General features: G+C 74.1%; 15 protein-coding genes. 4 read left to right on the forward strand and 11 right to left on the reverse strand.

Features of this window, described 5'->3' with window-relative positions; genetic code table 11:
• Positions 1-258: 258 nt before the first annotated feature.
• The 3 genes from ACIQ87_RS34280 (at position 259) to ACIQ87_RS34290 (ending at position 4,511) form a co-directional block, all read left to right on the forward strand.
• The gene (locus ACIQ87_RS34280; protein WP_402414646.1) at positions 259-2,511 is read left to right on the forward strand and encodes a DUF4139 domain-containing protein; all 2,253 of its coding nucleotides are present in this window, start codon (positions 259-261) and stop codon (positions 2,509-2,511) included.
• Positions 2,512-2,514: 3 nt separating this feature from the next.
• Entirely contained in the window at positions 2,515-4,062 is a 1,548-nt protein-coding gene (locus ACIQ87_RS34285; protein ID WP_402414649.1) for a mucoidy inhibitor MuiA family protein, read from the forward strand.
• An 86-nt stretch (positions 4,063-4,148) separates the two neighbouring features.
• Positions 4,149-4,511, forward strand: a complete 363-nt coding sequence (locus tag ACIQ87_RS34290; RefSeq protein ID WP_402414652.1) for a DUF952 domain-containing protein — start codon at positions 4,149-4,151, stop codon at positions 4,509-4,511.
• Between the two features lie 237 nt (positions 4,512-4,748).
• Here the strand turns inward: ACIQ87_RS34290 and ACIQ87_RS34295 are convergent, their stop codons facing one another.
• The 10 genes from ACIQ87_RS34295 to ACIQ87_RS34340 all read right to left on the reverse strand — a co-directional run bounded on the left by ACIQ87_RS34295 (position 4,749) and on the right by ACIQ87_RS34340 (position 18,224).
• A complete protein-coding gene (locus ACIQ87_RS34295) occupies positions 4,749-5,756 on the reverse strand; it encodes a helix-turn-helix domain-containing protein (RefSeq protein WP_392922884.1) in 1,008 nt (335 codons plus the stop codon).
• Between the two features lie 403 nt (positions 5,757-6,159).
• On the reverse strand, positions 6,160-7,377 hold the full coding sequence (locus ACIQ87_RS34300; protein ID WP_402414655.1) for a pseudouridine synthase: 1,218 nt from the start codon (positions 7,375-7,377) through the stop codon (positions 6,160-6,162).
• A 62-nt stretch (positions 7,378-7,439) separates the two neighbouring features.
• Positions 7,440-8,033, reverse strand: coding sequence for an SMC-Scp complex subunit ScpB (locus tag ACIQ87_RS34305; RefSeq protein ID WP_392882995.1), 594 nt, complete (start codon positions 8,031-8,033; stop codon positions 7,440-7,442).
• 311 nt (positions 8,034-8,344) lie between these two features.
• A complete protein-coding gene (locus ACIQ87_RS34310) occupies positions 8,345-9,208 on the reverse strand; it encodes a segregation and condensation protein A (protein ID WP_402414658.1) in 864 nt (287 codons plus the stop codon).
• A gap of 524 nt (positions 9,209-9,732) precedes the next feature.
• Positions 9,733-10,323, reverse strand: a complete 591-nt coding sequence (locus ACIQ87_RS34315; RefSeq protein ID WP_402414661.1) for a hypothetical protein — start codon at positions 10,321-10,323, stop codon at positions 9,733-9,735.
• 41 nt (positions 10,324-10,364) lie between these two features.
• Positions 10,365-11,432 (reverse strand): ParA family protein, encoded by a 1,068-nt coding sequence (locus ACIQ87_RS34320; RefSeq protein WP_030245868.1) that lies wholly within the window; start codon positions 11,430-11,432, stop codon positions 10,365-10,367.
• A gap of 425 nt (positions 11,433-11,857) precedes the next feature.
• Entirely contained in the window at positions 11,858-12,973 is a 1,116-nt protein-coding gene (ald, locus tag ACIQ87_RS34325) for an alanine dehydrogenase (protein WP_392882756.1), read from the reverse strand.
• Positions 12,974-13,234: 261 nt separating this feature from the next.
• The gene (locus ACIQ87_RS34330; protein WP_402414664.1) at positions 13,235-15,529 is read right to left on the reverse strand and encodes an AAA family ATPase; all 2,295 of its coding nucleotides are present in this window, start codon (positions 15,527-15,529) and stop codon (positions 13,235-13,237) included.
• A 286-nt stretch (positions 15,530-15,815) separates the two neighbouring features.
• Positions 15,816-16,463, reverse strand: a complete 648-nt coding sequence (locus ACIQ87_RS34335) for an NUDIX domain-containing protein (protein ID WP_402414666.1) — start codon at positions 16,461-16,463, stop codon at positions 15,816-15,818.
• A gap of 123 nt (positions 16,464-16,586) precedes the next feature.
• On the reverse strand, positions 16,587-18,224 hold the full coding sequence (locus ACIQ87_RS34340) for a CTP synthase (RefSeq protein ID WP_402414669.1): 1,638 nt from the start codon (positions 18,222-18,224) through the stop codon (positions 16,587-16,589).
• Positions 18,225-18,985: 761 nt separating this feature from the next.
• Here ACIQ87_RS34340 and ACIQ87_RS34345 point away from each other — a divergent pair.
• A complete protein-coding gene (locus ACIQ87_RS34345) occupies positions 18,986-20,986 on the forward strand; it encodes a glycoside hydrolase family 15 protein (RefSeq protein ID WP_402414672.1) in 2,001 nt (666 codons plus the stop codon).
• A gap of 65 nt (positions 20,987-21,051) precedes the next feature.
• Here the strand turns inward: ACIQ87_RS34345 and ACIQ87_RS34350 are convergent, their stop codons facing one another.
• The gene (locus tag ACIQ87_RS34350; protein ID WP_402414674.1) at positions 21,052-22,230 is read right to left on the reverse strand and encodes a glycosyltransferase family 4 protein; all 1,179 of its coding nucleotides are present in this window, start codon (positions 22,228-22,230) and stop codon (positions 21,052-21,054) included.
• Positions 22,231-22,249: the final 19 nt, after the last annotated feature.

The raw sequence follows: 22,249 nt of genomic DNA on the forward strand, positions 1-22,249 counted from the left end.
CGGCACCGGCAACCGCGACGGGCCCGGCCCCGTCCCACACAGTGCACTCACGCCGCACCGGAAATCCTGCGACGCCCGTCCCCGAGCCGGGCAGACTGGCCGCCCGGGGGAAGGCAACGGACAGGCCGGAACCCGCGCGGCGACGACAAGCTGCTTGCGGCATGCCGCAAGCGGCGAGTAACAAGCGACACGCACGAGCAGCAAGCGACGGCCGACGAGCGCCACGCGGCGGGCGACACGCGAACGAAGGGGTTGCGCATGGACGATCAGCACAGCGGCCGGAGCGGGCAGTCGAAACCGCCGGCCGTACCGGCCCACCCGTCGGTCCTGGACTCGGTCGTGGTGTACGCCGAGGGCGCGGTGTGCCGCCGACGGGCCACCGTGCCGCTCCCGCCCGGCAGCCGACTGCGGCTGACCGGCCTGCCCGCCGCCCTGGACGGCCGCTCGCTGCGCGCCCGGGTGCTCGCCGGACCGGCCGGCACCGCGGTCACCGAGGCCCGGCTCGAACGACTCGCCGAACTCCGCGAACCGAACGAACTTCCGGACCTGCAGCGGGCCCTGGACGAGGCCGCCGAGCACCGCAGCGCGCTCGCCGAGCGCCTCCGGCTGGTCCTGGCCGCGATCGCCGAGACGGCCGCGCTGCGCGCCGTCCCACCGCAGCGCCGACGCGACGAACCGCTGCGCCGCACGCCCGCCGACGCCTGGCTGGAGCTCGCCGACTTCGTCGACGAGCGGCTGGCCCGGCTGCAGAAGCGCGCCGAGGAGCTCACCCAGGAGCTGGAACTCGCCGACCACGAACGCGACCTGGCCGCCGACCGGCTGGAGCGGGCGTCCACGGCCGACCGGGCCGACGCGGTCGGGACCAGCACCACCGTCCTGCTCACCCTCACCACCGCGGGCACCCCCGAAGCCACCACGGCGGACACCGCCGAAGGCGCCACCCCCGGCAACGACCACCTCGACCTGGAACTGGAACTGGAACTGGAGTACGGCGTCCCCGCCGCCCGCTGGGTGCCCGCCTACCGGCTGTCCTACCGGACCGGCTCCGACACCGCCCACCTGGTCCTGCGCGCCACCGTCGCCCAGCGCACCGGCGAGGACTGGACGGGCGTGCGCCTCGCCCTGTCCACCGCCGACCTCGACCGCCGCACCGACCTGCCCCGGCTCGCCTCGCTGCGGATCGGCCGCAGCCAGCCCGCCCCGCCGCCCTCCGGCTGGCGGGAGCCCCCGGCCGGCCTGACCGACCTCTTCACCGGCTACGACGCGGCCGGCTACGACCGCCCCGCGCCGCGCCGCGAACCCCACCACGACCTGTACCGCCCGATCGCCGTCCCCGCCGTGGCCCCGACGCCTTCCCCCGTCCCGGTCACCGCCCGCTCCGCCCGTCTCGGCGGCGCCCGTCCGGGCGGTCCCCGGGCCGAGGCCTTCGCGGCCGACGAGCAGATCGCCCCCGCCCCCGGCCCGTACGGCGGTGGCCTGCTGAGTGCCGACCAGCCGATGCCCGCACCCCCGGGCGCCCCCGGCGGCTTCGCCGGCTACGGCGCCCCGCCACCGCCCCCGGCCCCGGTCGCCCCCGCGGCGCCGCTGCCGAAGGCCCCGGGCGGCCTCCCGCCCACGGAGGCCCGCCGCCGCGCCGGTCACGCCGCCCCGCCCCCGCCGGCCGGCCTCGCCCCGGACGCCGCCCTGCTCGACTACCCCGACCTCGTCCTGGCCGGCCCCGAGGAGCCCGCCGGCCGGCGCGGCACCCTGCACCCCCGCACCGAGCGGACCGAGCCCGCGGAGGCGTTCTGGACACCACCCGGCGCCGGCGGCACCAGCCGGCTCCGTGACCTCGCCCTGCCCCGGCACGCCGTCCCGCCCCGCGAGTCGGCCGGCTCCTTCGACCACCGCTTCGATGCCGCCGCCCCCGCCGACATCCCGTCCGACGGCACCTGGCACACCGTCACCGTCGGCGAGATCCCGCTCGCCGTTCGGCCCGAGTACGTCACCGTCCCCGCCGTCGAGGAGAAGGTGTACGCGACCCTGGTGCTCGCCAACCGCACCGACCAGGCCGTCCTGGCCGGCCCGGTCGAGGTCACCGTGGACGACGAGTTCCTGCTGACCGCCGCCCTGCCCACCCTGGCGCCCGGCGGCACCCGACGGCTGGGCATCGGCGTCACCGAGAGCATCGAGGTGGCGCGCCGCACCGAGCTGCACGAGTCCACCACCGGCATGCTGAAGGGCAACAGCACCGTCCTCGACCACCGGGTGCACGTCCTGCTGGCGAACCGGCTCGGACGCGCCGTCACGGTGGAGGTCCGCGAACGGGTGCCGGTCACCTCCGACGCCGAGATCCGGATCGAGGAACGGGCCGACTGGCACGCCCCGACCGTCTCCACCCCGGACTGCCCGCCCAGCACCCGGCTCTGGCGGGTCGACCTGCCACCGGGCGGCCGCACCGAGCTGGACGGCGGCTACCTGATCAAGATCCCGGCCGGAAAGGCCATCGTCGGCGGAAACCGGAGGAACTGAGCGATGACCGTCGAAACCCTTCCCCTCCCCGTCACCGCCGTCACCTGCCTGGAGGACCGCAGCCAGGTCGAGCGCACCAGGACGGTCGGACTCGCCGCGGGCGTGCAGCGGCTGCGCCTCGGCCCGCTCACCGCCCTCGCCGTCGACCGCACCCTGCGCGCCGAGTCCGCCACCGACGGTGTCCGTGTGCTGGACGCCCGGCTGGTGCGCAGCTGGGCCCCGCGCGCCCCGCTCCCGCTTGGTCCGGAGGACTCGGAACTGCGCCACCGGCTGCACCGGCTGGACGCCGAGACCCGGCTGGCCGACCAGACCCGGGCCCGGCTGGAGGCCCGGCTGGCCCTGCTCGCCCAGCTGTCCGCCGATCTCCTGCGCGAGATCGGCGAGGGCGCCGGCCTCGGCGAGCTCGAACCCAACCGCTGGGCCAGGGAGCTCGGCCGGGTGGACGCCGAGCGGGAGCGCTACGGCGAGGAACTGCGCGCCACCCACTCCCGCCTGCGCCGCCTGGAGCAGGAACGCTCGCAGGTCCTGACCGCTCTGGACGAGGCCGAGGAGGAGCCGGTCGAGCTGACCGCCCACCTGGAACTCACCGTCGAGGCGGCGCGGCCCGGCCCCGCCGAGCTGACCGTCTCCCACCTGGTGCCCTGCGCCCTGTGGCGCCCCTCCTACCGGGCGACTCTGGACAGCGGCGAGCTGCGCCTGGAGTCGGAAGCGGTGGTCTGGCAGCGCACCGGCGAGGACTGGATCAACGCCCGGCTCACCTTCTCCACCGCCCGCTCCGCCCTCGCCGCCGCCCCGCCCTCGGTCGCCGAGGACGTCCTGGTGCTGCGCGAACGCACCGACGAGGAACGCCGTACGGTCGAGGTCGAGCTGCGTGAGGAGGCGGTCGCCACCCTGGGCCCGGCCTCCGGGGTGCCGGGCGTGGACGACGGCGGTGAGGTCCGGGTGCTGCCGGCCCCCGCGCCCGCGACGGTGCCCTCCGACGGCCGCGCGCACCGGGTGCCGCTGGGCTCCTTCACCGGCCCGGCGACCGGCGAACACGCCTGCGCCCCGGAGCTGTCCCCGCTGGTCACCCAGGTGATCCGGTTCCGCAACGCGGCCGGACACCCGCTGCTGTCCGGCCCGGTCGAGCTGGTCCGCGGCAGCGGCTTCACCGGCCGCGGGGAGCTGCGCTTCACCGCCGCCGGCGCGGAGGCCGAACTGTCCTTCGGCAGCTCGGACGGCTACCGGGTGGTCCGGGAGACCGAGGAGCGCCAGGCCACCGGCGGCCTCACCGGCCGCCAGACCACCACCCGGACGGTCCGGCTGCACCTGTCCCGATTCTCCGGCCCGGAGGAGCGCGACGAGCGGGTCGTCACGGTACGCGAGCGAGTTCCGGTCTCCGAGGTGTCGGCGGTCGAGGTACGGCTGCGCAAGGAGGACTGCTCCCCGGCGCCGGACTCCTTCGACTCCGAGGGCATCGTCCGCTGGGACGTCCCGCTCGCCCCCGGCGCCCGGCGCACCCTCACCCTGGTGTACGAGGTGTCGGCCTCGGCCAAGGTGGCCGGGCTCTGACCGCTGCGGCCGGTCGGTGGTGGACACCACCGTGCCGATGACGGCCGCTCAGGACCAAACCGGAGACAACGGGTAGAAAAGGAAGCATGATCCTCCACCTTGCTCCCCTGGACGACTGGCTGGCCGACCCCGGTCGCCCGTACGCCACCGCGTCGCTGCTCACCGACGGGTTCATCCACTGCTCGGCGGATGAGCAGACGGTGCTCGCGGTGGCCAACGCCTTCTTCGCCGACACCCCCGACCCGCTGATGGTGCTGCTGATCGAGGAGTCGCTGGTGGAGCCGATGGTGAAGTGGGAGGCTCCGCACGGCGCCCCGCCGCCCGGGGCCACCCCCGGCGTGTTGTTCCCGCACGTCTACGGGCGGCTGAACCGCACCGCCGTGGTCGGCCTGGAGAAGGTCGAGCGCGGCCCGGACGGCCGCTGGGCCTCGCTCAGCCCCTGGAGCTGACGGGGGCGGCCGGGGAAAGTTATGACAATTCCCGTGGATCCCGTGGCTCCAGCGGCTCCCGCCGAACACACGGACCGCCACGACTCCACGAACGGCCACAACCCCCGGGAAAAGTTATGACAATTCTCGAGGATCCCGTGGCTCCAGCGGCTCCCGCCGAACACACGGACCGTCGCAACGCCGCGGACAACCACACCCCCGCACCCGTCGCGACACCAGGAATTGTCACAACATTTCCTACAGCCACCCCCGCTCCCGGGCCGCCATCCCGGCCTGGAAGCGGGTGGTGGCACCCAGCGACCGCATCAGGCTCTGGAGCCGGCGCTGGGTGGTCCGGGCGCTCCAGCCGAGCGACCGTGCGATCGACTCGTCGGTGAGTCCGGCCGCCAGCAGGCCCAGTAGCTTGCGGTGGTCGGCCTCCGGCCCCGACGGGGCGTCCCCGGTGCCGGCCTCCGCCTGCAACCGCACGGCCCGCTCCCACTCCGCCTCGAACAGCGTGTCCAGCGCCTGGAGCAGCGCCGAGGGGTGGATCACGTACGCGGCATCCAGCACGCTGTCGCCGACGCTGATCGGAATGATCGCCATCCGGTCGTCCGAGATGATCATCTTCATCGGCAGCGTGGGCCTAACCCGCGCCTCCTCGCCGTCCGCGACGCCGACCAGGATGTTCTTCTCCAGCCGCCCCGGCCAGGCCACCGCCTCCCGGTCGTAGACCGTCCGGAACTTCACACCCTCACGCAACCGCCGCCGCTGCAGGGGCATCGGCGCCACCGGGTCCTGGATGTACGGCGGGCGGTCGAAGCCGCGCACCTGGTACTGGCTGGTCTCGGTGATGTGCTCCAGCCGCTGCGCGATCGCCTCGCCGCCCGTCAGCACCTCCACCGAGTGCGCCGGGTCGGTGTACCGCGAGGCCTCCCGGAAGGCGTCCATCAGCCGGTGCATCTCGGCCCGGGCGTAGCGCAGTTCCGACTCCCGGTGGCCGATCAGGGTGCCTATCGCGACGTCCGGCGGCACCGGCAGGTAGCGGTGCCGGTCCACCGGCGCCCGGGTGGCCATGCCCTGCTGCGCCAACCGGTCCAGTGCGCGCACGCTCTGCTGGAACGTCAGCCCGCAGCTCTCCGCCAGTTCCTCCGCCGTGGACTGCGGGTTGGCCACCAGCGCCGCGTAGACCTGCCCGTCCGGCTCCGCCAGTCCCAGCGCGCCGAGGGCCTGTCCGCCGGCCCGCCCCAGTGCTGCATCGGACACGACGCCCTCTCCCCTGCTCGCCCGTTCCCGTTGGCCCCGTCCAGTCGGCCCGGCCCCGCCCCGACCCCACGCGCCGCCCCGTACCGGCGCCGCCCCGTGCCGCCGCGGTCCCGTACTGGCGCGGTCCCGCCACACGCCGGGGTGGTGCTCCGATGGCCATCCTCGGCCACGGATCATGACGCTGACAAGGCCGTGACCAGCGGTTGCGTCCCGGCTCACACCACTCGTCCGAAACGTGGACATCCGCACCCGAACGCCCGCGCGCCACTTCCACCCCAGCCCACCCCAGCCCACACCGCCCCACCCCGGCTCCCACACCCGCCCCACACCACCGCCCCCACGACAACGCCGGAGCCCCCGGCCGCAGCACGTGCGTCCGGGGGCTCCGGCGGAGCGGAAGGGCCTACAGGCCGACCTCGCGCATCAGCTGCCCGACCTCCGGGTTGGTCAGCCGGCGCAGCCAGCCCGACTTCTGGTCGCCCAGGGCGATCGGGCCGAAGTGGGTCCGCACCAGCTTCTCGACCGGGAAGCCGACCTCGGCCAGCATCCGGCGGACGATGTGCTTGCGGCCCTCGTGCAGGGTCACCTCGACCAGGTAGTTCTTGCCGACGTTGGAGATCACCTTGAAGCTGTCGGCGCGCGCGTAGCCGTCCTCCAGCTCCACGCCCTGGGCGAGCTGCTTGCCCAGGTCCCGCGGGATCGGGCCCTGGATCGCGGCCAGGTAGGTCTTGGTCACGCCGTAGCGCGGGTGGGTCAGACGGTGGGCCAGCTCGCCGTGGTTGGTGAGCAGGATGATGCCCTCGGTCTCGGTGTCCAGGCGCCCCACGTGGAACAGCCGGGTCTCCCGGTTGGTCACGTAGTCGCCCAGGCACTGGCGGCCGTCCGGGTCCTCCATGGTGGAGACCACGCCGGCCGGCTTGTTCAGCGCGAAGAACAGGTAGGACTGGGTGGCGACGGTCAGGCCGTCCACCTTGATCTCGTCGTTCTGCGGGTCGACCCGCTTGCCCTGCTCGGTGACGCGCTTGCCGTTGACCTCGACCCGGCCCTGCTCGATCAGCTCCTCACAGGCGCGGCGGCTGCCGACGCCCGCCCGGGCCAGCACCTTCTGGAGGCGCTCGCCCTCGGGCTCGCCGAAGGTCTTGGGCAGCTTCACGGCGGGCTTGTCGTGCCGGGCGAGGACGGCGTCCTCGATCTTGGCCTGGAGCTCGCGGGAGCGCTGCGGCTGACGGCGCGGGTCGCCCGGGGCGCCCTGGCCCTCGCGGCGCGGACGCGGGGCCGGGCCGGGGCGCCGGCCGGCGTAGCCGCCGCGGGCCGGGGTGGCGTTGGGGCCGCCGCCGTACTCGGGGCGGTCGTACTTGCGCTCCTCGGGCCGCAGCGGGCGGTCCGGGTAGCGCCGGTCGTCGCGACGGTCGTCCCGGCGCCCCTCGCGCCGGTCGTCACGGCCGTACGAGCCCGAACCCGAGCCGCCACGGCCGCTCCCGCCGCCGTACGAACCCCCGCGTGCGCCCGAGCCGCCGCGGCCGCTGCCGCCGCCGTAGGAGCTGCCGCCCCGGCCCCCGCCCTGTCCGCCGCGACTGCTCCCGCCGCCGCTGCTGTTCCTGCCGTTGCCACTGCTACGCATCAAAGTGTCCGTACGTCGTTCCGTCTGGGATGTGCGGTCGTTTCGGCCGACCTCACCGCCCCCTACCGATCGGGCCCGGCCCGACCGGCCTCGCCACTGCCGTCCGCGGCCTGCGCGGCAGCGGCGGCGACCGCCTCCGCGATCATCGTGCCCTCCAGGGACTCCGCTTCCACGTCGTCGACCTCGGGCAGGAAGGGAGCGAGCTCCGGCAGCTCGTCCAGGCCGCGGAGCCCCATCCGTTCCAGGAAGTAGTTCGTCGTCCGATACAGGATCGCACCTGTTTCGGGCTCGGATCCGGCCTCTTCCACCAGTCCTCGCTGTACCAGGGTACGCATCACGCCGTCACAGTTCACACCGCGGACGGCGGAAACCCGCGATCTGGACACCGGCTGCCGGTAGGCGACCACCGCGAGGGTCTCCAGCGCGGCCTGGCTGAGCCGGGTCTGCTGGCCGTCCAGGAGGAACCGGTCGACGGCCGCGGAACAGGTGTCCCGACTGTAGAACCGCCAGCCGCCCGCGACCAGCCGCAGGTCGAAGCCGCGGCCCTGGGCCGCGTACTCGGCGGACAGCTCGCGCAGCGCCGCGGCCACCTCGGCCCGGGGCCGTTCCAGCACTCCGGCCAGCCGCTCCTCCGCCACCGGCTCGTCGACGACCATCAGGACCGCCTCCAGGTCGGCCCGCAGCCCGGCGTCGGCGGGACCCACGGCACCGGAAGTCGACGGGGCCGACTTCTGGTGCACGACACGCGCCTCCGCCCCCACCCCGGCCGGCTCCTCCAGTTCCCCAGGCTCCCCGGGATCCCCAGGCCCAACCCGTACCCCGGGCTCCACCACCTCCACCGCCCCCACGGCCTCCACCGGCTCCGGCAACAGCTCGAAGACCGGCTCCAGCCACTCCTCGGCCCGCGGCCGCCCCGGCAGCCCCAGCGGGCGCCGCACCGGCCGCCCGCCCTCGTTCCCGCCGCTCGTCACCGCTCCTCCTCCTTGACCTCGCCGGCCGGCCGGTCGAACTCGTCCGTCACCTCGACCGCCACCCGGCCCTCCTCGGCCACCCAGCGCACCAGCAGCTCGCCGAGCGCCTCCGGCTGCTCGAAGGCGAGCACCCGCTCCCGGTACAGCTCCAGCAGCGCCAGGAAGCGAGCGACCACCACCAGCTCGTCCGGCGCGTCCTCGACCAGTCGCTGGAACGAGGCCTCGCCCAGCTCGGTGAGCAGCCCCACGACCAGCCCGGCCTGCTCGCGCACGCTCACCGGCGGGGTGTGGATGTGGTCCACGTACACGACCGGCGCGGGCCTGGGCTCCATCGCCTTGGCCGCCAGCTCGGCGAGCCGCTGCGGCCCGATGGTGAGCACGACCTCGGGCAGCAGCTCGGCGTGCCGGGGTTCCAGGGCGGCCGTCCGGGGCCGGCGCATCAGCTCGGCCGCCCAGCGCTCGCCGAACAGTGCCGCCGCCCGCTTGTACGCCCGGTACTGGAGCAGTCGCGCGAACAGCAGGTCACGGGCCTCCAGCAGGGCGATGTCCGCCTCGTCCTCCACCTCGGCCACGGGCAGCAGCCGGGCGGCCTTGAGGTCGAGCAGAGTGGCGGCCACCACGAGGAACTCGGTCGTCGCGTCCAGGTCCCAGTCCGGACCCATCGCCCGGATGTGCGCCATGAACTCGTCCGTCACCGTGGCCAACGCCACTTCGGTGACGTCCAGCTTGTGCTTGGCGATCAGGCTGAGCAACAGGTCGAAGGGGCCCTCGAAGTTGTCCAGCCGTACCCGGAAGCCGCCCCGCGACTCGTCCTCGGTCGATCTCACGGCGGTGGCGGCTGGTTCGGCGGTCCTGGGCATGGCGGTCCATCTTCACCCGTCCCGGCCACCGGCCCCGCTCAGGGGCCACCCGACACGCCGTCCCGCCGGGCCCGGACCGGACGTCCACCCGGCGCCCACGGGCCCGTACGAGGCCCTCGAAACGCGCGCCCACCCCGACTGTCCAACCAACCGACCGTCCGACAGGACGACTACCCGACCGTCCGACCGTCCGACCACAGAGTCTCGCCAGAAGCCCCCCACGCCCCCAGGAGCGGCCCCGCGGCGCCCGACACGCCCCTCGTACCCCGAGGCCCGCCCCGACCCCGCCCCGCACCCCTGAGGCCCCTCGCCGGCCCTCCGGCGTCCTTCGGCGCCGCCGACACCCCGGCGCGCCCCACCGCTCGACCGGCGGCCTCCCCACGCCGGGCCCGCGGCCCCCCTCCACGCCCGACGCAAACCCGCCGGCCGCCCTCCACACCGCGCACCACTCAACGCCTGGCGCTCAGCGCGCACCGCTCAGCGCGCACCACTCAACGCCCAACGCGCCACTCAGCGCCGACCGCCTACCGGCCGCGCAGCCGCCGGACCAGGATCGAGGCCTCGCCACGCTGCTCCAGGTCCGCCAGGACGACCGCGATGGCCTCCCGGACGATCCGCCCGCGGTCCACGGCCAGGCCGTGCTCCCCGCGCAGCACCAGCCGGGTGTGCTCCAGATCCATGAGCTCCTCGGCGGACACGTACACCGTGATCTTCTCGTCGTGCCGCTCGCGCCCGCTGGGCCGGCGCGGCGCGCGGCCGCGCGGCCGGGCACGTCCGGCGGCACCGGGCTGCTCCTCGGCGGCGCCCTGGTGCGTCCGGGGCGCCGGGGCGGAACCGGCACCGCGGCCGCCCGCGGCACCCCCGGCGCCCGCAGTGGACGCGGGCCCGGCCGCTCCGGAGCGCTGGACGGGCGGCTGCGCGGCCGTCGGCACCCCACCGGCCGCCTGCTGCTCCGGCGTCACCTGCCGGTCACCCCGGTCGCCCTGCGCACCCTGGGTGCCCTGGGCGGACTCGGCGCCCTCCGCGCCGTCCGGTCGGCCGTTGACGGTCCGCGCGGTCTCCGGTCTGGATGCCTCGGCGGCCGGACGCGGCGCGAGGGACGGCGACAGCGCCATCCCTCCCGTGGTCCGGAACAGCTCGTCGGCACCCGGGAGACTCACTCGGCGGGGCGGCACCGGTCGAGCACCTCCCTGGCGAGCTGGCGGTAGGCGGCGGCACCGACCGAGTTGGTCGCGTACGTCGTGATGGGCTCGCCGGCGACGGTGGTTTCCGGGAAGCGCACGGTCCGCCCGATGACGGTGTGGAAGACGTGCTCACCGAACGCCTCGACGACGCGCGCCAGCACCTCACGGCTGTGCACGGTGCGCGAGTCGTACATGGTGGCCAGGATGCCGTCCAGGCGCAGCTCGGGGTTGAGCCGCTCGCACACCTTCTCGATGGTCTCCGTCAGCAGCGCGACACCGCGCAGCGCGAAGAACTCGCACTCCAGCGGGACGATCACGCTGTGAGCGGCCGTCAGCGCATTGACCGTCAGCAGGCCCAGCGAGGGCTGGCAGTCGATGATGACGTAGTCGTAGTCGGGCAGCAGTGGCTTCAGGGCGCGCGCCAGCGCGGACTCCCGGGCCACCTCGCTGACCAGCTGCACCTCGGCGGCGGAGAGGTCGATGTTGGACGGCAGCAGGTCCATCCCCGGGACCGCCGTCTTCAGCAGCACTTCATCGGCCGTCAGACCCCGCTCCATGAGCAGGTTGTAGACGGTGACGTCGAGCTCCATCGGGTTGACGCCGAGGCCGACCGAGAGCGCGCCCTGCGGGTCGAAGTCGACGAGCAGCACCCGGCGGCCGTACTCGGCCAGCGCCGCGCCCAGGTTGATGGTCGACGTGGTCTTGCCGACGCCGCCCTTCTGGTTGCACATGGCGATGATCTGGGCCGGGCCGTGCTCGGCGACCGGCGCGGGGATCGGGAAGTACGGCAGCGGACGGCCGGTCGGGCCGACCCGCTCGCGGCGCTGGCGCGCGGCGTCGGGGGCCAGCGTGGCGGCGTACTCCGGGTCCGGCTCGTACTCGGCGTCCGGGTCGTCGTAGGCGCCGTAGGCGAACTCGCCGTAGGCCAGGCCGTAGGCCGCCAGGTCGGCGTCGTGATCGGTCACCGTGGTCACCTGTGCTGTGTTCTGGCGTGCTTCGAAAGTACGGAGTGCGACCGAGCCGACCTCGGCCGAGCCCACGGAGGGCTGCCGGGCCCCGGGCTCCTCACTCGGCTGGCCGGCGGTGAGTTCCGCCAGTCCTGGCTGACCACCCCCGGGAGCAATTGTCGACTCATTCACAAGTCGTCTTACCTCCTTGGGCATCCAGGACTCTATGTCGATTCGTCAGCGTGGCAGCATGCCGACGGTTTGCGACTCTAGGCCGTTCAAGGCGTTCGCAGCAACACAATCCACGGTAGTGGGCAGGATGTGTCGACTATCGAGCGGGCCGCTGTCAAGGGACGAGAGGGTCACCGGCCCCAACGTTTCTGCGGGCGGGTGACATGACCGACGGATATTGACGACAGAGCGACGTAGCCGGCCGACCCGCTGATCGCGGGCATGGCGAAGCCCCCGGCCCGAAGGGATCGGGTCGGGGGCGAACGACCGCCAGGCGGTCAGGGTGTTCAGGCGAGCACGCTCTCCAGGGAGACCGACTCCAGGCCGAAGGCCTCGGCCACGGCCGGGAAGGTGATCTGGCCCTCGTGCACGTTCAGGCCCTTGGCGAGCGCGGCGTCGCGGCGCAGCGCGTCCTTCCAACCACGGTTGGCCAGCTCCAGCACGTACGGCATGGTGGCGTTGGTCAGCGCGTAGGTGGAGGTGTTCGGGACCGCGCCCGGCATGTTGGCCACGCAGTAGAAGACCGAGTTGTGGACCTTGAAGGTCGGCTCGTCGTGCGTGGTGGCGTGCGAGTCCTCGAAGCAGCCGCCCTGGTCGATGGCGATGTCGACCAGCACGGAGCCCGGCTTCATGCGGGAGACCAGCTCGTTGGTGACCAGCTTCGGGGCCTTGGCGCCCGGGATCAGCACGGCACCGACGACCAGGTCGGCCTCCAGGACGGCCTTCTCCAGCTCGAAGGCGTTCGACACGATGGTCTTGACCTTGGTGCCGAAGATGCGGTCGGCCTCGCGCAGCTTGTTGATGTCGCGGTCCAGCAGGGTCACCTCGTAACCCATGCCGACGGCGATGGTGGCCGCGTGCCAGCCGGAGACGCCACCGCCGATGACGACGGCCTTGGCCGGGTGGGTGCCGGGAACGCCGCCCGGCAGGGTGCCGCGGCCGCCGGCCGGACGCATCAGGTGGTACGAGCCGACCTGCGGGGCCAGGCGGCCCGCGACCTCGGACATCGGGGCGAGCAGCGGCAGCGCGCCGTTCGACAGCTGCACGGTCTCGTACGCGATGGCGGTGGTGCCCGAGGCGATCAGCGCGTCGGTGCCGGCCCGGTCGGCCGCCAGGTGCAGGTACGTGAAGAGGGTCTGGCCCTTACGCAGCCGGTGGTACTCCGAGGCGATGGGCTCCTTGACCTTCAGCAGCAGGTCGGCGGTGGCCCACACCTCGTCGGCGGTGGGGAGGATGGTGGCGCCGGCGGCCACGTACTCCTCGTTCGGGATCGAGGAGCCGACACCGGCGTTGTCCTCGATGTAGACCTCGTGTCCGTTGCGGACCAGCTCATGCACGCCGGCGGGCGTGATGGCCACGCGGTACTCGTGGTTCTTGACCTCGCGGGGGATGCCGACCTTCACGGCTAAACACGTCCTCTTGCCATGGGGGTCCCGACCGGAGAAGACCGGTGGGCGACGCGCACGTGGGGAAGCCTCCGGGGCAGCCCGGGGCGGGGATCGCTGCGCGACTGAGTCCGAGTGTAATGAAGCCCAGTCGGCGTGTCAGCCTTCCAAAGTGAATAATTTTCCCGCGCGCATTGGCAGGTTCGTAGGCTTCCCCTGCGACTTTCCCACCAAAGAGGTCTTAACCGGGCATCTTCGACAATACCTCCGAAACACCTGTCACCACGCGGCGTCCGCACGTTCCCGCAGGTCCGCGAGGGCAGCCCCGACGGCCTCCAGGGCCCGCTCGTCGCCCACCCGGCGCAACACGGCGAGCGCGGCCCGGTACTCCCGGTCGGCCTCGTCGAAGCGGCGCTGCGCGGTGTGCGCCTCGGCCACCCGGGCGAGCAACCGGGCCTCGGAGGCGTGGTCCCCGAGCGCCTGCCGCAGGCCGAGCGCCCGGCCGTACCAGTCCGCGGCCCGCACCGCGTCGCCGAGCGCCCGGTGGCAGTTGGCCGCGCTCTCCAGGGCCCGGGCGCACAGCGGTTCGTCGTCGGCCCTCCGGGCGTGCTCCAGGGCGGCCCGGTAGTGGACGGCGGCCGGGGACCAGCGGCCGGCCGAGGCCTGGAGGTCGCCCAGGTTGAGCAGCGCGGCCGAGGCCCGGCGCGGGCGTCCGTTGCGCTCGGCGACGGTCAGCACCAGCTCGTGCAGCCGGTACAGGTCGATGGGGGCGGCGGCCCCGGTCAGCGGCAGTGCCCGCAGCAGCGCGGTGACCAGCCGCCCGGCCGAACCGTCCAGGTCCCCCTGGCCGATCGCGTCGGCGACCGCCCCGAGCAGCAGCTCCCGCTCGCCGAGCAGCCACTCGCGGGCGTGCGCCGCCGAGCCCAGCCGCAGCGGGGCGGGCAGCGGTTCCGGGGCGGGGCCGGCCACCGGGTCCAGCAGCGCGCGGGCCGACTCGGTGAGCCGGACCAGCCGCTCCAGCAGCCGGGCCCGGGCCAGCTCGGTCTCGGCGGGCCGGTCCTCCAGCTCACGCAGCCGGACCAGCCGGGGGTAGAGCCGCCCGGGCACCCGGTAGCGCGGGGTGCCGTCGGCGGCGGGCGCCTCCTCGCCGAGCAGCTCCCGCTCGGCCAGCGTGGCGAGCGTCACGGCGGCGTCCGGCACCGGGCAGCCGACCAGGGCGGAGGCGGTGCGCGGGTCGGCGGTCTGCGCCGGGGCCAGGGTGAGGGTGCGCAGCATCCGCGCCTGGGCGGCCGGCAGTCCGCGGTACAGCAGGGTGAACGCGCCGAGCAGCGGGTCGTTGTCGGGAACGGGCACCGGCTCGGCCGGCCCCGGACCGGGCTTTACCCAGGCCGCCGGGTCGCCGGCCGACTCGGTCACCGCGCCGGCGGCCGCCACGGCGGGCTCACCGGTCCGGCCCTCAGCCGCCCTCCCCGAGAGCGGCTTCCCCGGGGCGGGCTTCCCCGGGACCGGCTTCCCCGTGAGATCCCGCACAGCGGCGACGGGCCCCGCGGCCCCGGCGGACCGTACGGGCCCCGCCGCCCCGGCCGCGGGCGCGCCGGGAGACTTCGCCCCCCGCTCCTCTTCCTTGTTCTTCTTCCCCGCTCCCCTGCCCTGCCCCTTCCCCTTCGAGGCCCCCACCCCGGCCCCCGTCCGCGCCCCCGTCCCCTTCTCCTTCACCACCGCCGCCGTGGCCTCAGCGGTCGCGGCGGTCGTAACGGTCGCGGCGGGCTCCGCGGAGCCCCTCCCCGCCACCGTCTCCTCCCCCACCACCCGGTTGAGCTCGCGCGCCGCGTCCGTGACCGCGATCTTCGGGTTCCCGCGCAGCCACCCCGCCATCAGCCGCAGGGCGGCCGGCCGGGCGGCGCAGGCCTCGGCCAGGTCGGCCCCGCCGACCGGGTCGCAGGAGATCCGGGTGCCACCGACCAGGTCGGCCAGCAGCTCACCGGAGGCCGACCGGTCCAGCCCGCCGAGAATCACCGGGTCGATGTCCTCGATCCCGGTGAGCGGCCCGGCCGTGGTGGCGAGCACCAGGCAGCCGGGTTCGTCGGCCAGCAGCGGCCACACCTGCCCGGCGTCCCGGACGTCGTCCAGCACGAGCAGCACCCGCAGCCCCGCGAGCGCCTCGCGGAGCGCCACACAGCCCGGCTCGTCCCGCCCGTCCTCGCCGGCACCGGGCAGCGGCACGGCGGTCTGCGGGTCGAGCTGCTCCAGCAGCAGCCGGGCGGCCCGGGCGGGCGGCATCCGGCCGCCGTCCGGGGCGGACAGTCGTACGAAGAGCACGCCGTCCGGATAGTCGGCGGCGACGGTACGGGCGAAGCGGGCGGCCAGCGTGGTCCGTCCGGATCCGGGGCGCCCGGCCAGCACCAGTACGGGGCAGCGCCCGCTCGCCGGGCGGGCGGCGGCCGCCCGCAGCGCGGCCAGTTCGGCGCGCCGTCCGACGAACAGCGCGGGCCCGGCGGGCAGCCGCTCCAGGCCCGGGACGGCCCCGGCGGGCGTGCCGGGGCCGGGGTCCATCGTCGCCGTCTTCCTCGCCACCCGTGCCACTCCCGATGTCGTCCCGCGCTCGGCATCCGGCGCTCGGCATCCGGTGCCCCGCCTCCGGAGCTCGCCCGGAGCCCAGCGGAGGCGGCCCGGGACGGGCGCCCTGTCTGCGAAGCGTAGTTCGACCGTCCGGCTCAGCCGAGGTGACATCCGGTCGTACGAATCCGCAAATCACCCCAACGACTCAACGCACGGACCCGGTCACCCCCCGACCGGCCCCTCGACCAGCCGCCCGGCCGGCCCGCCCCGACCCACCCCGGCCTGCCCGGACCCGGCCCCCTCAGGCCTCGAAGGGGCGGGCCGGCCACGGCGAGTCCGCCGGGCGCAGCGCGTCCAGCCCGTCCGGGCCGGTGAGCGCGGCGTGCACCGCGAGGGTGCCGGTGACCAGCGTCGGGTTGTGCAGCTTCCCCGCCTGGATCAGCCGGATCAGCTCCGGCACCGGCACCCAGGCGACCTCGATCTCCTGCTCCTCGCCCTCGGCGGCGTAGCGCTCGCCCTCGGCCGGCGCCAGGTCGGTGGCGAGGAACATCCGCAGCGCCTCGTCGGTGCCACCCGGGGAGGTGTAGTAGTCGGCGAGGATCCGCCAGGTGCCGGCCTTGCAGTACGCCTCCTCGTACAGCTCGCGCTGCGCGGCGTGCCACGGGTTCTCGCCGGGGACGTCGAGCAGGCCGGCCGGCAGCTCCCACAGCCGCTGGCGCACCGGGTGGCGGTACTGGCGCAGCACCAGCACCCGCTGCTCGTCGTCCAGGGCGAGCACCGAGACGGAGCCGGGGTGGGTCTGGTAGTCACGGCGGGCCCAGCTGCCGTCGGGCATCCGGACCTCCTCGCTGCGCACCCCGGTGACCTTGCCCTGGAACGGCGTCCCGCTCGCCCGGACCTCCCACTCCTCGGCCACGTCGAAGATCCCCTGGCGGCCCTGCTCGTCCATCGCTCTCCCCTTTTCGTCAGTACGACACAATCTAACGCCGAACGGCGGCCCCGCGGGAATCGCGGGGCCGCCGTCCGGTGAACGACCGCGGTCGACGGCGAAGGCCGACGCGGCGAAGGAGAACTACTTCGAGGCCGCGGTCTTGATCTCGATGGCCGCCTTGACCAGGCCCGCGAACAGCGGGTGCGGGCGGGTCGGACGGGACTTCAGCTCCGGGTGGGCCTGGGTGGCCACCAGGTAGGGGTGCACCTCGCGCGGGTACTCGACGTACTCGACCAGGTCGCCCTTGGGCGAGAGGCCGGAGAACACCAGACCGGTCTTCTCCAGGTCCGCGCGGTAGGCGTTGTTGACCTCGTAGCGGTGGCGGTGGCGCTCCTCGACGTACTGCTCGCCGCCGTAGACCTCGCGGACGATCGAGCCCTCGGCGAGCTTGGCCGGGTACAGGCCCAGGCGCATGGTGCCGCCCAGGTCGCCCTTGCCGTCGACGATGGCCAGCTGCTCGGCCATGGTGGAGATGACCGGGTGCTTGGCGGCGGCGTCGAACTCGGTGGAGTTGGCGTCCGGCAGGCCGGCCAGGTTGCGGGCCGCCTCGATGACGACGCACTGCAGGCCCAGGCACAGGCCCAGCAGCGGGACCTTGTTCTCGCGGGCGTAGGTGATGGCGCCGACCTTGCCGTTGACGCCGCGGTCACCGAAGCCGCCGGGGATGCAGATCGCGTCGACGTCGCCGAGCTGCGCCTGGGCGCCCTCGGGGGTCTCGCAGTCGTCCGAGGTGACCCACTTGATCTCTACCCGGGCGTTGTTGGCGAAGCCGCCGGCGCGCAGCGCCTCGGTCACCGACAGGTAGGCGTCCGGCAGGTCGATGTACTTGCCGACCAGGGCGACCTTGACGATGTGCTGCGGCTCGTGGACGCGGCGCAGCAGGTCGTCCCAGGTGGTCCAGTCGACGTCGCGGAACGGCAGGTCCAGGCGGCGCACCACGTAGGCGTCCAGGCCCTCGCCGTGCAGCACCTTGGGGATGTCGTAGATCGACTTGGCGTCGATGGCCGCGACCACGGCCTCCTCGTCCACGTCGCACATCATCGAGATCTTGCGCTTGATCGCCTGCGGGACCTCGCGGTCGGCGCGCAGCACGATCGCGTCCGGCTGGATGCCGATGTTGCGCAGCGCGGCGACGGAGTGCTGGGTGGGCTTGGTCTTCAGCTCGCCCGAGGGGCCGATGTACGGCAGCAGGGAGACGTGCACGAAGAACACGTTGTCCCGGCCGACCTCGTGGCGGACCTGGCGGACGGCCTCCAGGAACGGCAGCGACTCGATGTCGCCGACGGTGCCGCCGACCTCGGTGATCACCACGTCGACGTCCTCGGTCGCCATCCGGCGGATCCGGGACTTGATCTCGTTGGTGATGTGCGGGATGACCTGGACGGTGTCGCCCAGGTACTCGCCGCGGCGCTCCTTGGCGATGACGGTCGAGTACACCTGGCCGGTGGTGACGTTCGCCGAGCCGTGGAGGTTGGTGTCCAGGAACCGCTCGTAGTGACCGATGTCCAGGTCGGTCTCGGCGCCGTCGTCGGTGACGAACACCTCACCGTGCTGGAACGGGTTCATGGTGCCCGGGTCCACGTTGAGGTACGGGTCGAGCTTCTGCATCGTCACGCGCAGGCCGCGGGCCTTGAGCAGCGCGCCGAGGCTGGAGGCGGTGAGCCCCTTTCCGAGAGAAGAGGCGACACCCCCGGTGACGAAGAGGTGCTTGGTCGTCACGGCGCGGCCGTTCGCTGCCTTGCCGGAATGGGGCTGTGCCAAGAGGGGGCTCCCGTGGGTCGCGTGTCGAAAGTGACGTGGGCGGGAGGCTCGGGGTTCGCCGGGCGACGGGAGGCCGGCGCGGTGCGCGGCGCCCTCTGGTTCGTCGGTTCGGCTGGTCCGGGGCGTTTTGATCCCGCCGGTCCACGGGATACCAGGGTAACAGTGACGCGGACCGGGCGCCGTTCGGGCCGCGCGCGCCGCGCCGGGAGCGCGCGCGGGGCGCACCACCGGCGCATCACGCGCCGCTCGTGTCACACCGGTCGCACAACCCGCCGGACCGGGCCAGAGCACGTCATCCGTCCGGACCATTCCGACTCCTCCGGCCGGACCAGGCGGAGGTGATCCTTCCGGACCATCCTGCGCCGCGCCCTCACGATGCACGGCATTTCCGCCGAATTGCGGCGCCACACCGGGCTGCGTCCGCGTGCTTCGCCCCTTTCGTCCGTCGTAAGCTGCACGGACGCATCGCCGACAGCACGAGCACGCGGAGGGCGTGGGAGGGTCAGGACACTCCCGGTCCCCGATGCGCGACCGGACCTCCCCGTATTCCCGCTCATCCCCACCCACTCCAGGGGCTCGACCGAGCCCCGCGGACACTCCAGCAAGGCCCGCCACCACCCCCGGCGGGCCGGACGTCCCGGGGTGGACCTCCGGCCCCGCAGACCGCTCGCTCCCTCCGCTCGCCGATGCCCTGACCACATTGCGAACTGGAGATCCACGTGGCCGGCCGTATCGAGGACTACGCACTCATCGGGGACATGCAGACCGCTGCCCTGGTCAGCAGGGACGGGGCGGTGGACTGGCTCTGCCTTCCCCGCTTCGACTCGCCGGCCGTGTTCGCCGGCCTGCTCGGCACCGATGAACACGGCTTCTGGCGGATCGGCCCGGCCGAGGCCGTCCTGACCGAGGTCCCCGCGCCGGCCGCCGCCACGCCCCCCGCCGACACCGGCCGGATCCGCATCGCCGACACCGCCGACCTGCGGGTGCCCCCGCCCACCGCCGCCGCGCCCGCTCTTCCCGCCGACCGTCGCCGTTACCGGGACGACTCGCTGATCCTGGAGCAGGAGTGGGACACCCAGGGCGGCACCGTCCGGGTGATCGACTTCATGCCGCCGCGCCCGCTGGCCGGCAAGGACGCCGTCCCCCAGATGATCCGGATCGTCGAGGGCCTCTCCGGCACCGTACGGATGCGCTCCGCCCTGCGGATGCGCTTCTCCTACGGCCGGATCGTGCCCTGGGTCCACCGCGTCGAGCAGCCCGACGGCGGCCACCGCACCGTCGCCATGGCCGGCCCCGACTCGGTCTGGCTGGACGGCGTGGCCGAGACCTACGGCCGCGACCTCACCACCTACGCCGACTTCACCGTCACCGCCGGCGAACGCATCGCCTTCGCCCTCACCTGGCAGGCCTCCCACCTCGACCCGCCCAGGACCCCGGACGCCGAGGAACTCCTCGACGCCACCGCCGACTTCTGGCACGAATGGGCCGACCAGTGCACCTACCAGGGCCCCTACCGCGAAGCCGTGATCCGCTCCCTGATCACCCTCAAGGGCCTCACCTACGCCCCCACCGGCGGCATCGTCGCCGCCCCCACCACCTCCCTCCCCGAGGACATCGGCGGCGAACGCAACTGGGACTACCGCTACACCTGGCTACGCGACGCCGCCATCACCCTCTCCTCCCTCCTGCGCACCGGCTACCGCGACGAAGCCCGCGCCTGGCGCGAGTGGCTGCTGCGCGCCGTCGCCGGGGACCCGGAGAACCTCCAGATCATGTACGGCATCGCCGGCGAACGCGAACTCACCGAATCCTCACTGGACTGGCTCCCCGGCTACGAGAACTCCCGACCCGTCCGCGTCGGCAACGGCGCCGCCGGACAACTCCAACTCGACGTCTACGGCGAGGTCGTCGAAGCCCTCCACCTCGCCCACATGACCGGCCTCGTCCGCAACGACCACGCCCACCACCTCCAGCTACGCCTGATCGAGTACCTGGAGGAGCACTGGCAGGAGCCGGACGAGGGCATCTGGGAGGTCCGCGGCCCACGCCGGCACTTCGTCCACTCCAAGGTGATGGCCTGGGTCGCCGTCGACCGGACCATCAAGCTGCTGGAGCAGGCCCCCGAGGACGAACCCTCCGACAGCCACCTGGAGCGCTGGCGGGCGCTGCGCGCACAGATCCACGCGGACGTCTGCGACAAGGGCTACGACCCGGAACGCAACACCTTCACCCAGTACTACGGCGGCCGGGAACTGGACGCGTCACTGCTGCTCATCCCCCAGGTCGGCTTCCTGCCCCCGGACGACAAGCGCGTCATCGGCACCATCGAGGCGATCCAACGCGAACTGTCCACCGAGGACGGCTTCGTGCTGCGCTACCCCACCCACGACGAGTCGGGCAACAACGTCGACGGCCTCTCCGGCCACGAAGGCGCCTTCCTCGCCTGCTCATTCTGGCTCGCCGACGACCTCGCCATGATCGGCCGCGTCCAGGAAGCCCGCGAACTGTTCGACCGACTGCTGGCACTGCGCAACGACCTCGGCCTGCTCGCCGAGGAGTGGGACCCGCGACTCAAGCGCCAGGTCGGCAACTTCCCCCAGGCCTTCAGCCACGTCCCGCTGATCGACACCGCCCTGCGACTGACCGCCTGCGGCGCCGCGTACCTGTCCGCCCAACCGGACGGCCCGGCCGCCGACCGGGTCGAGCGGGCCACCGTCTAGCGGGCCCCTCCGGCCGGCCACCGTCCGGCCGGCCGCGGCGCGGCGACGGTCCGCCCGGGGCGGACCTACCCGCGCTGCACCAGCTCGTCGTAGGTGCTGAGCACCTGGGCGACGGTGGCGGCCTCGTCCGGCCAGGTCTCGGCCTGCTGCCGGCCGGCCGCCACCAGGTGCTCGCGGCGGGCCGGGTCGGCCAGCAGGGCGCGCACCGCGCGGCCGAGCGCCGCCGGGTCGCCGGGGGGCACCAGTTCGGCGGCGTCGCCGACCAGTTCGGGGATGCCGCCGACGGCGGTGGCGACCACCGGCACACCGGCCCGCATCGCCTCCTGCACCACCAGCGAGCGGGCCTCCCAGCGGCTGGGGACCACCACGACGTCGGCGGCGGCCAGCAGATCGGGCACGTCGGTGCGGTAGCCGAGCAGCCGCACCGGCAGCTTCTCCGCGGCCGCCCGCTCGCGCAGCGCGCCCGCCTCCGGGCCGTCCCCGGCGAGCAGCACCAGCGGCTCCGGGTCCAGCGTGGACAGCTCCCGGGTAGCGTCCAGCAGCAGCCCGAAGGCCTTCTGCTGGACGAGCCGGCCGACCGCAAGCACCAGCGGACGGTCCGGGCCGCCGCCGAGCAGTTCGGCGCGCGCCTCCGCGCGGCCGAGCTGGCCCTCGGGCATCGGCGGGGCGGCCACCGGGCCCAACCGGGCGTCGGTGGCGCCCAGTTCGCGGGCCCGGGCGACCAGGTCGGAGGAGGCGCCGAGGACCAGGTCGGCGGCGCGCGCCACCCGGCGCTCCATCAGCCGCTGCAGCCGCCGCTCCAGGCCGGTGGCCAGCAGCGCGTGGTGCGAGGTGACCACCAGCGGGGTCTCCGGACGCAGACCGGGGAATCGGCCCGCGGTGCGCAGCGCCAGGTCGGACAGCAGCCCGGCGCGCAGCCCGTGGGCGTGCACCACGTCGGCGCCGGTGAAGGCCCGGCGCAGCTCGCCGATCGCGGTGGCGTCGCTGCGGGCGCCCGCGGTGGGGGTGATCTCGACGGTGTGGAACCTGGCGCCCGTACGGGAGAATCCGAACAGCGCGTCCGTGCCGGCCGGCGCGCAGACCGTGACGTTCACGCCGTGCGCGACCAGGCCCTGGGCCAGGGAACGCACGTGCGCGCCGATGCCGCCGCTGCTGGCGGCCAGGACGAGTACCACCTGCAGCTGCCCCGGTTCGGGGACGGCCGCGGTGGCCCGGGCGGCGGAATGGTCCACGTCGTCTCGCATCCGACTCGATCGGGTTCGC

It is taken from the genome of Kitasatospora sp. NPDC096204, assembly GCF_044763205.1.
Classification (GTDB): domain Bacteria; phylum Actinomycetota; class Actinomycetes; order Streptomycetales; family Streptomycetaceae; genus Kitasatospora.

What these genes read in the sequence shown, in the direction of transcription:
- ACIQ87_RS34310 (WP_402414658.1), bottom strand. Translation starts at nt 9,208, where the DNA reads ATGCCCAGGACCGCCGAACCAGCCGCCACCGCCGTGAGATCGACCGAG.
- ACIQ87_RS34290 (WP_402414652.1), top strand. Translation starts at nt 4,149, where the DNA reads ATGATCCTCCACCTTGCTCCCCTGGACGACTGGCTGGCCGACCCCGGT.
- ACIQ87_RS34280 (WP_402414646.1), top strand. Translation starts at nt 259, where the DNA reads ATGGACGATCAGCACAGCGGCCGGAGCGGGCAGTCGAAACCGCCGGCC.
- ACIQ87_RS34285 (WP_402414649.1), top strand. Translation starts at nt 2,515, where the DNA reads ATGACCGTCGAAACCCTTCCCCTCCCCGTCACCGCCGTCACCTGCCTG.
- ACIQ87_RS34335 (WP_402414666.1), bottom strand. Translation starts at nt 16,463, where the DNA reads ATGGACGAGCAGGGCCGCCAGGGGATCTTCGACGTGGCCGAGGAGTGG.
- ACIQ87_RS34305 (WP_392882995.1), bottom strand. Translation starts at nt 8,033, where the DNA reads ATGGTCGTCGACGAGCCGGTGGCGGAGGAGCGGCTGGCCGGAGTGCTG.
- ACIQ87_RS34315 (WP_402414661.1), bottom strand. Translation starts at nt 10,323, where the DNA reads ATGGCGCTGTCGCCGTCCCTCGCGCCGCGTCCGGCCGCCGAGGCATCC.
- ACIQ87_RS34300 (WP_402414655.1), bottom strand. Translation starts at nt 7,377, where the DNA reads ATGCGTAGCAGTGGCAACGGCAGGAACAGCAGCGGCGGCGGGAGCAGT.
- ACIQ87_RS34350 (WP_402414674.1), bottom strand. Translation starts at nt 22,230, where the DNA reads ATGCGAGACGACGTGGACCATTCCGCCGCCCGGGCCACCGCGGCCGTC.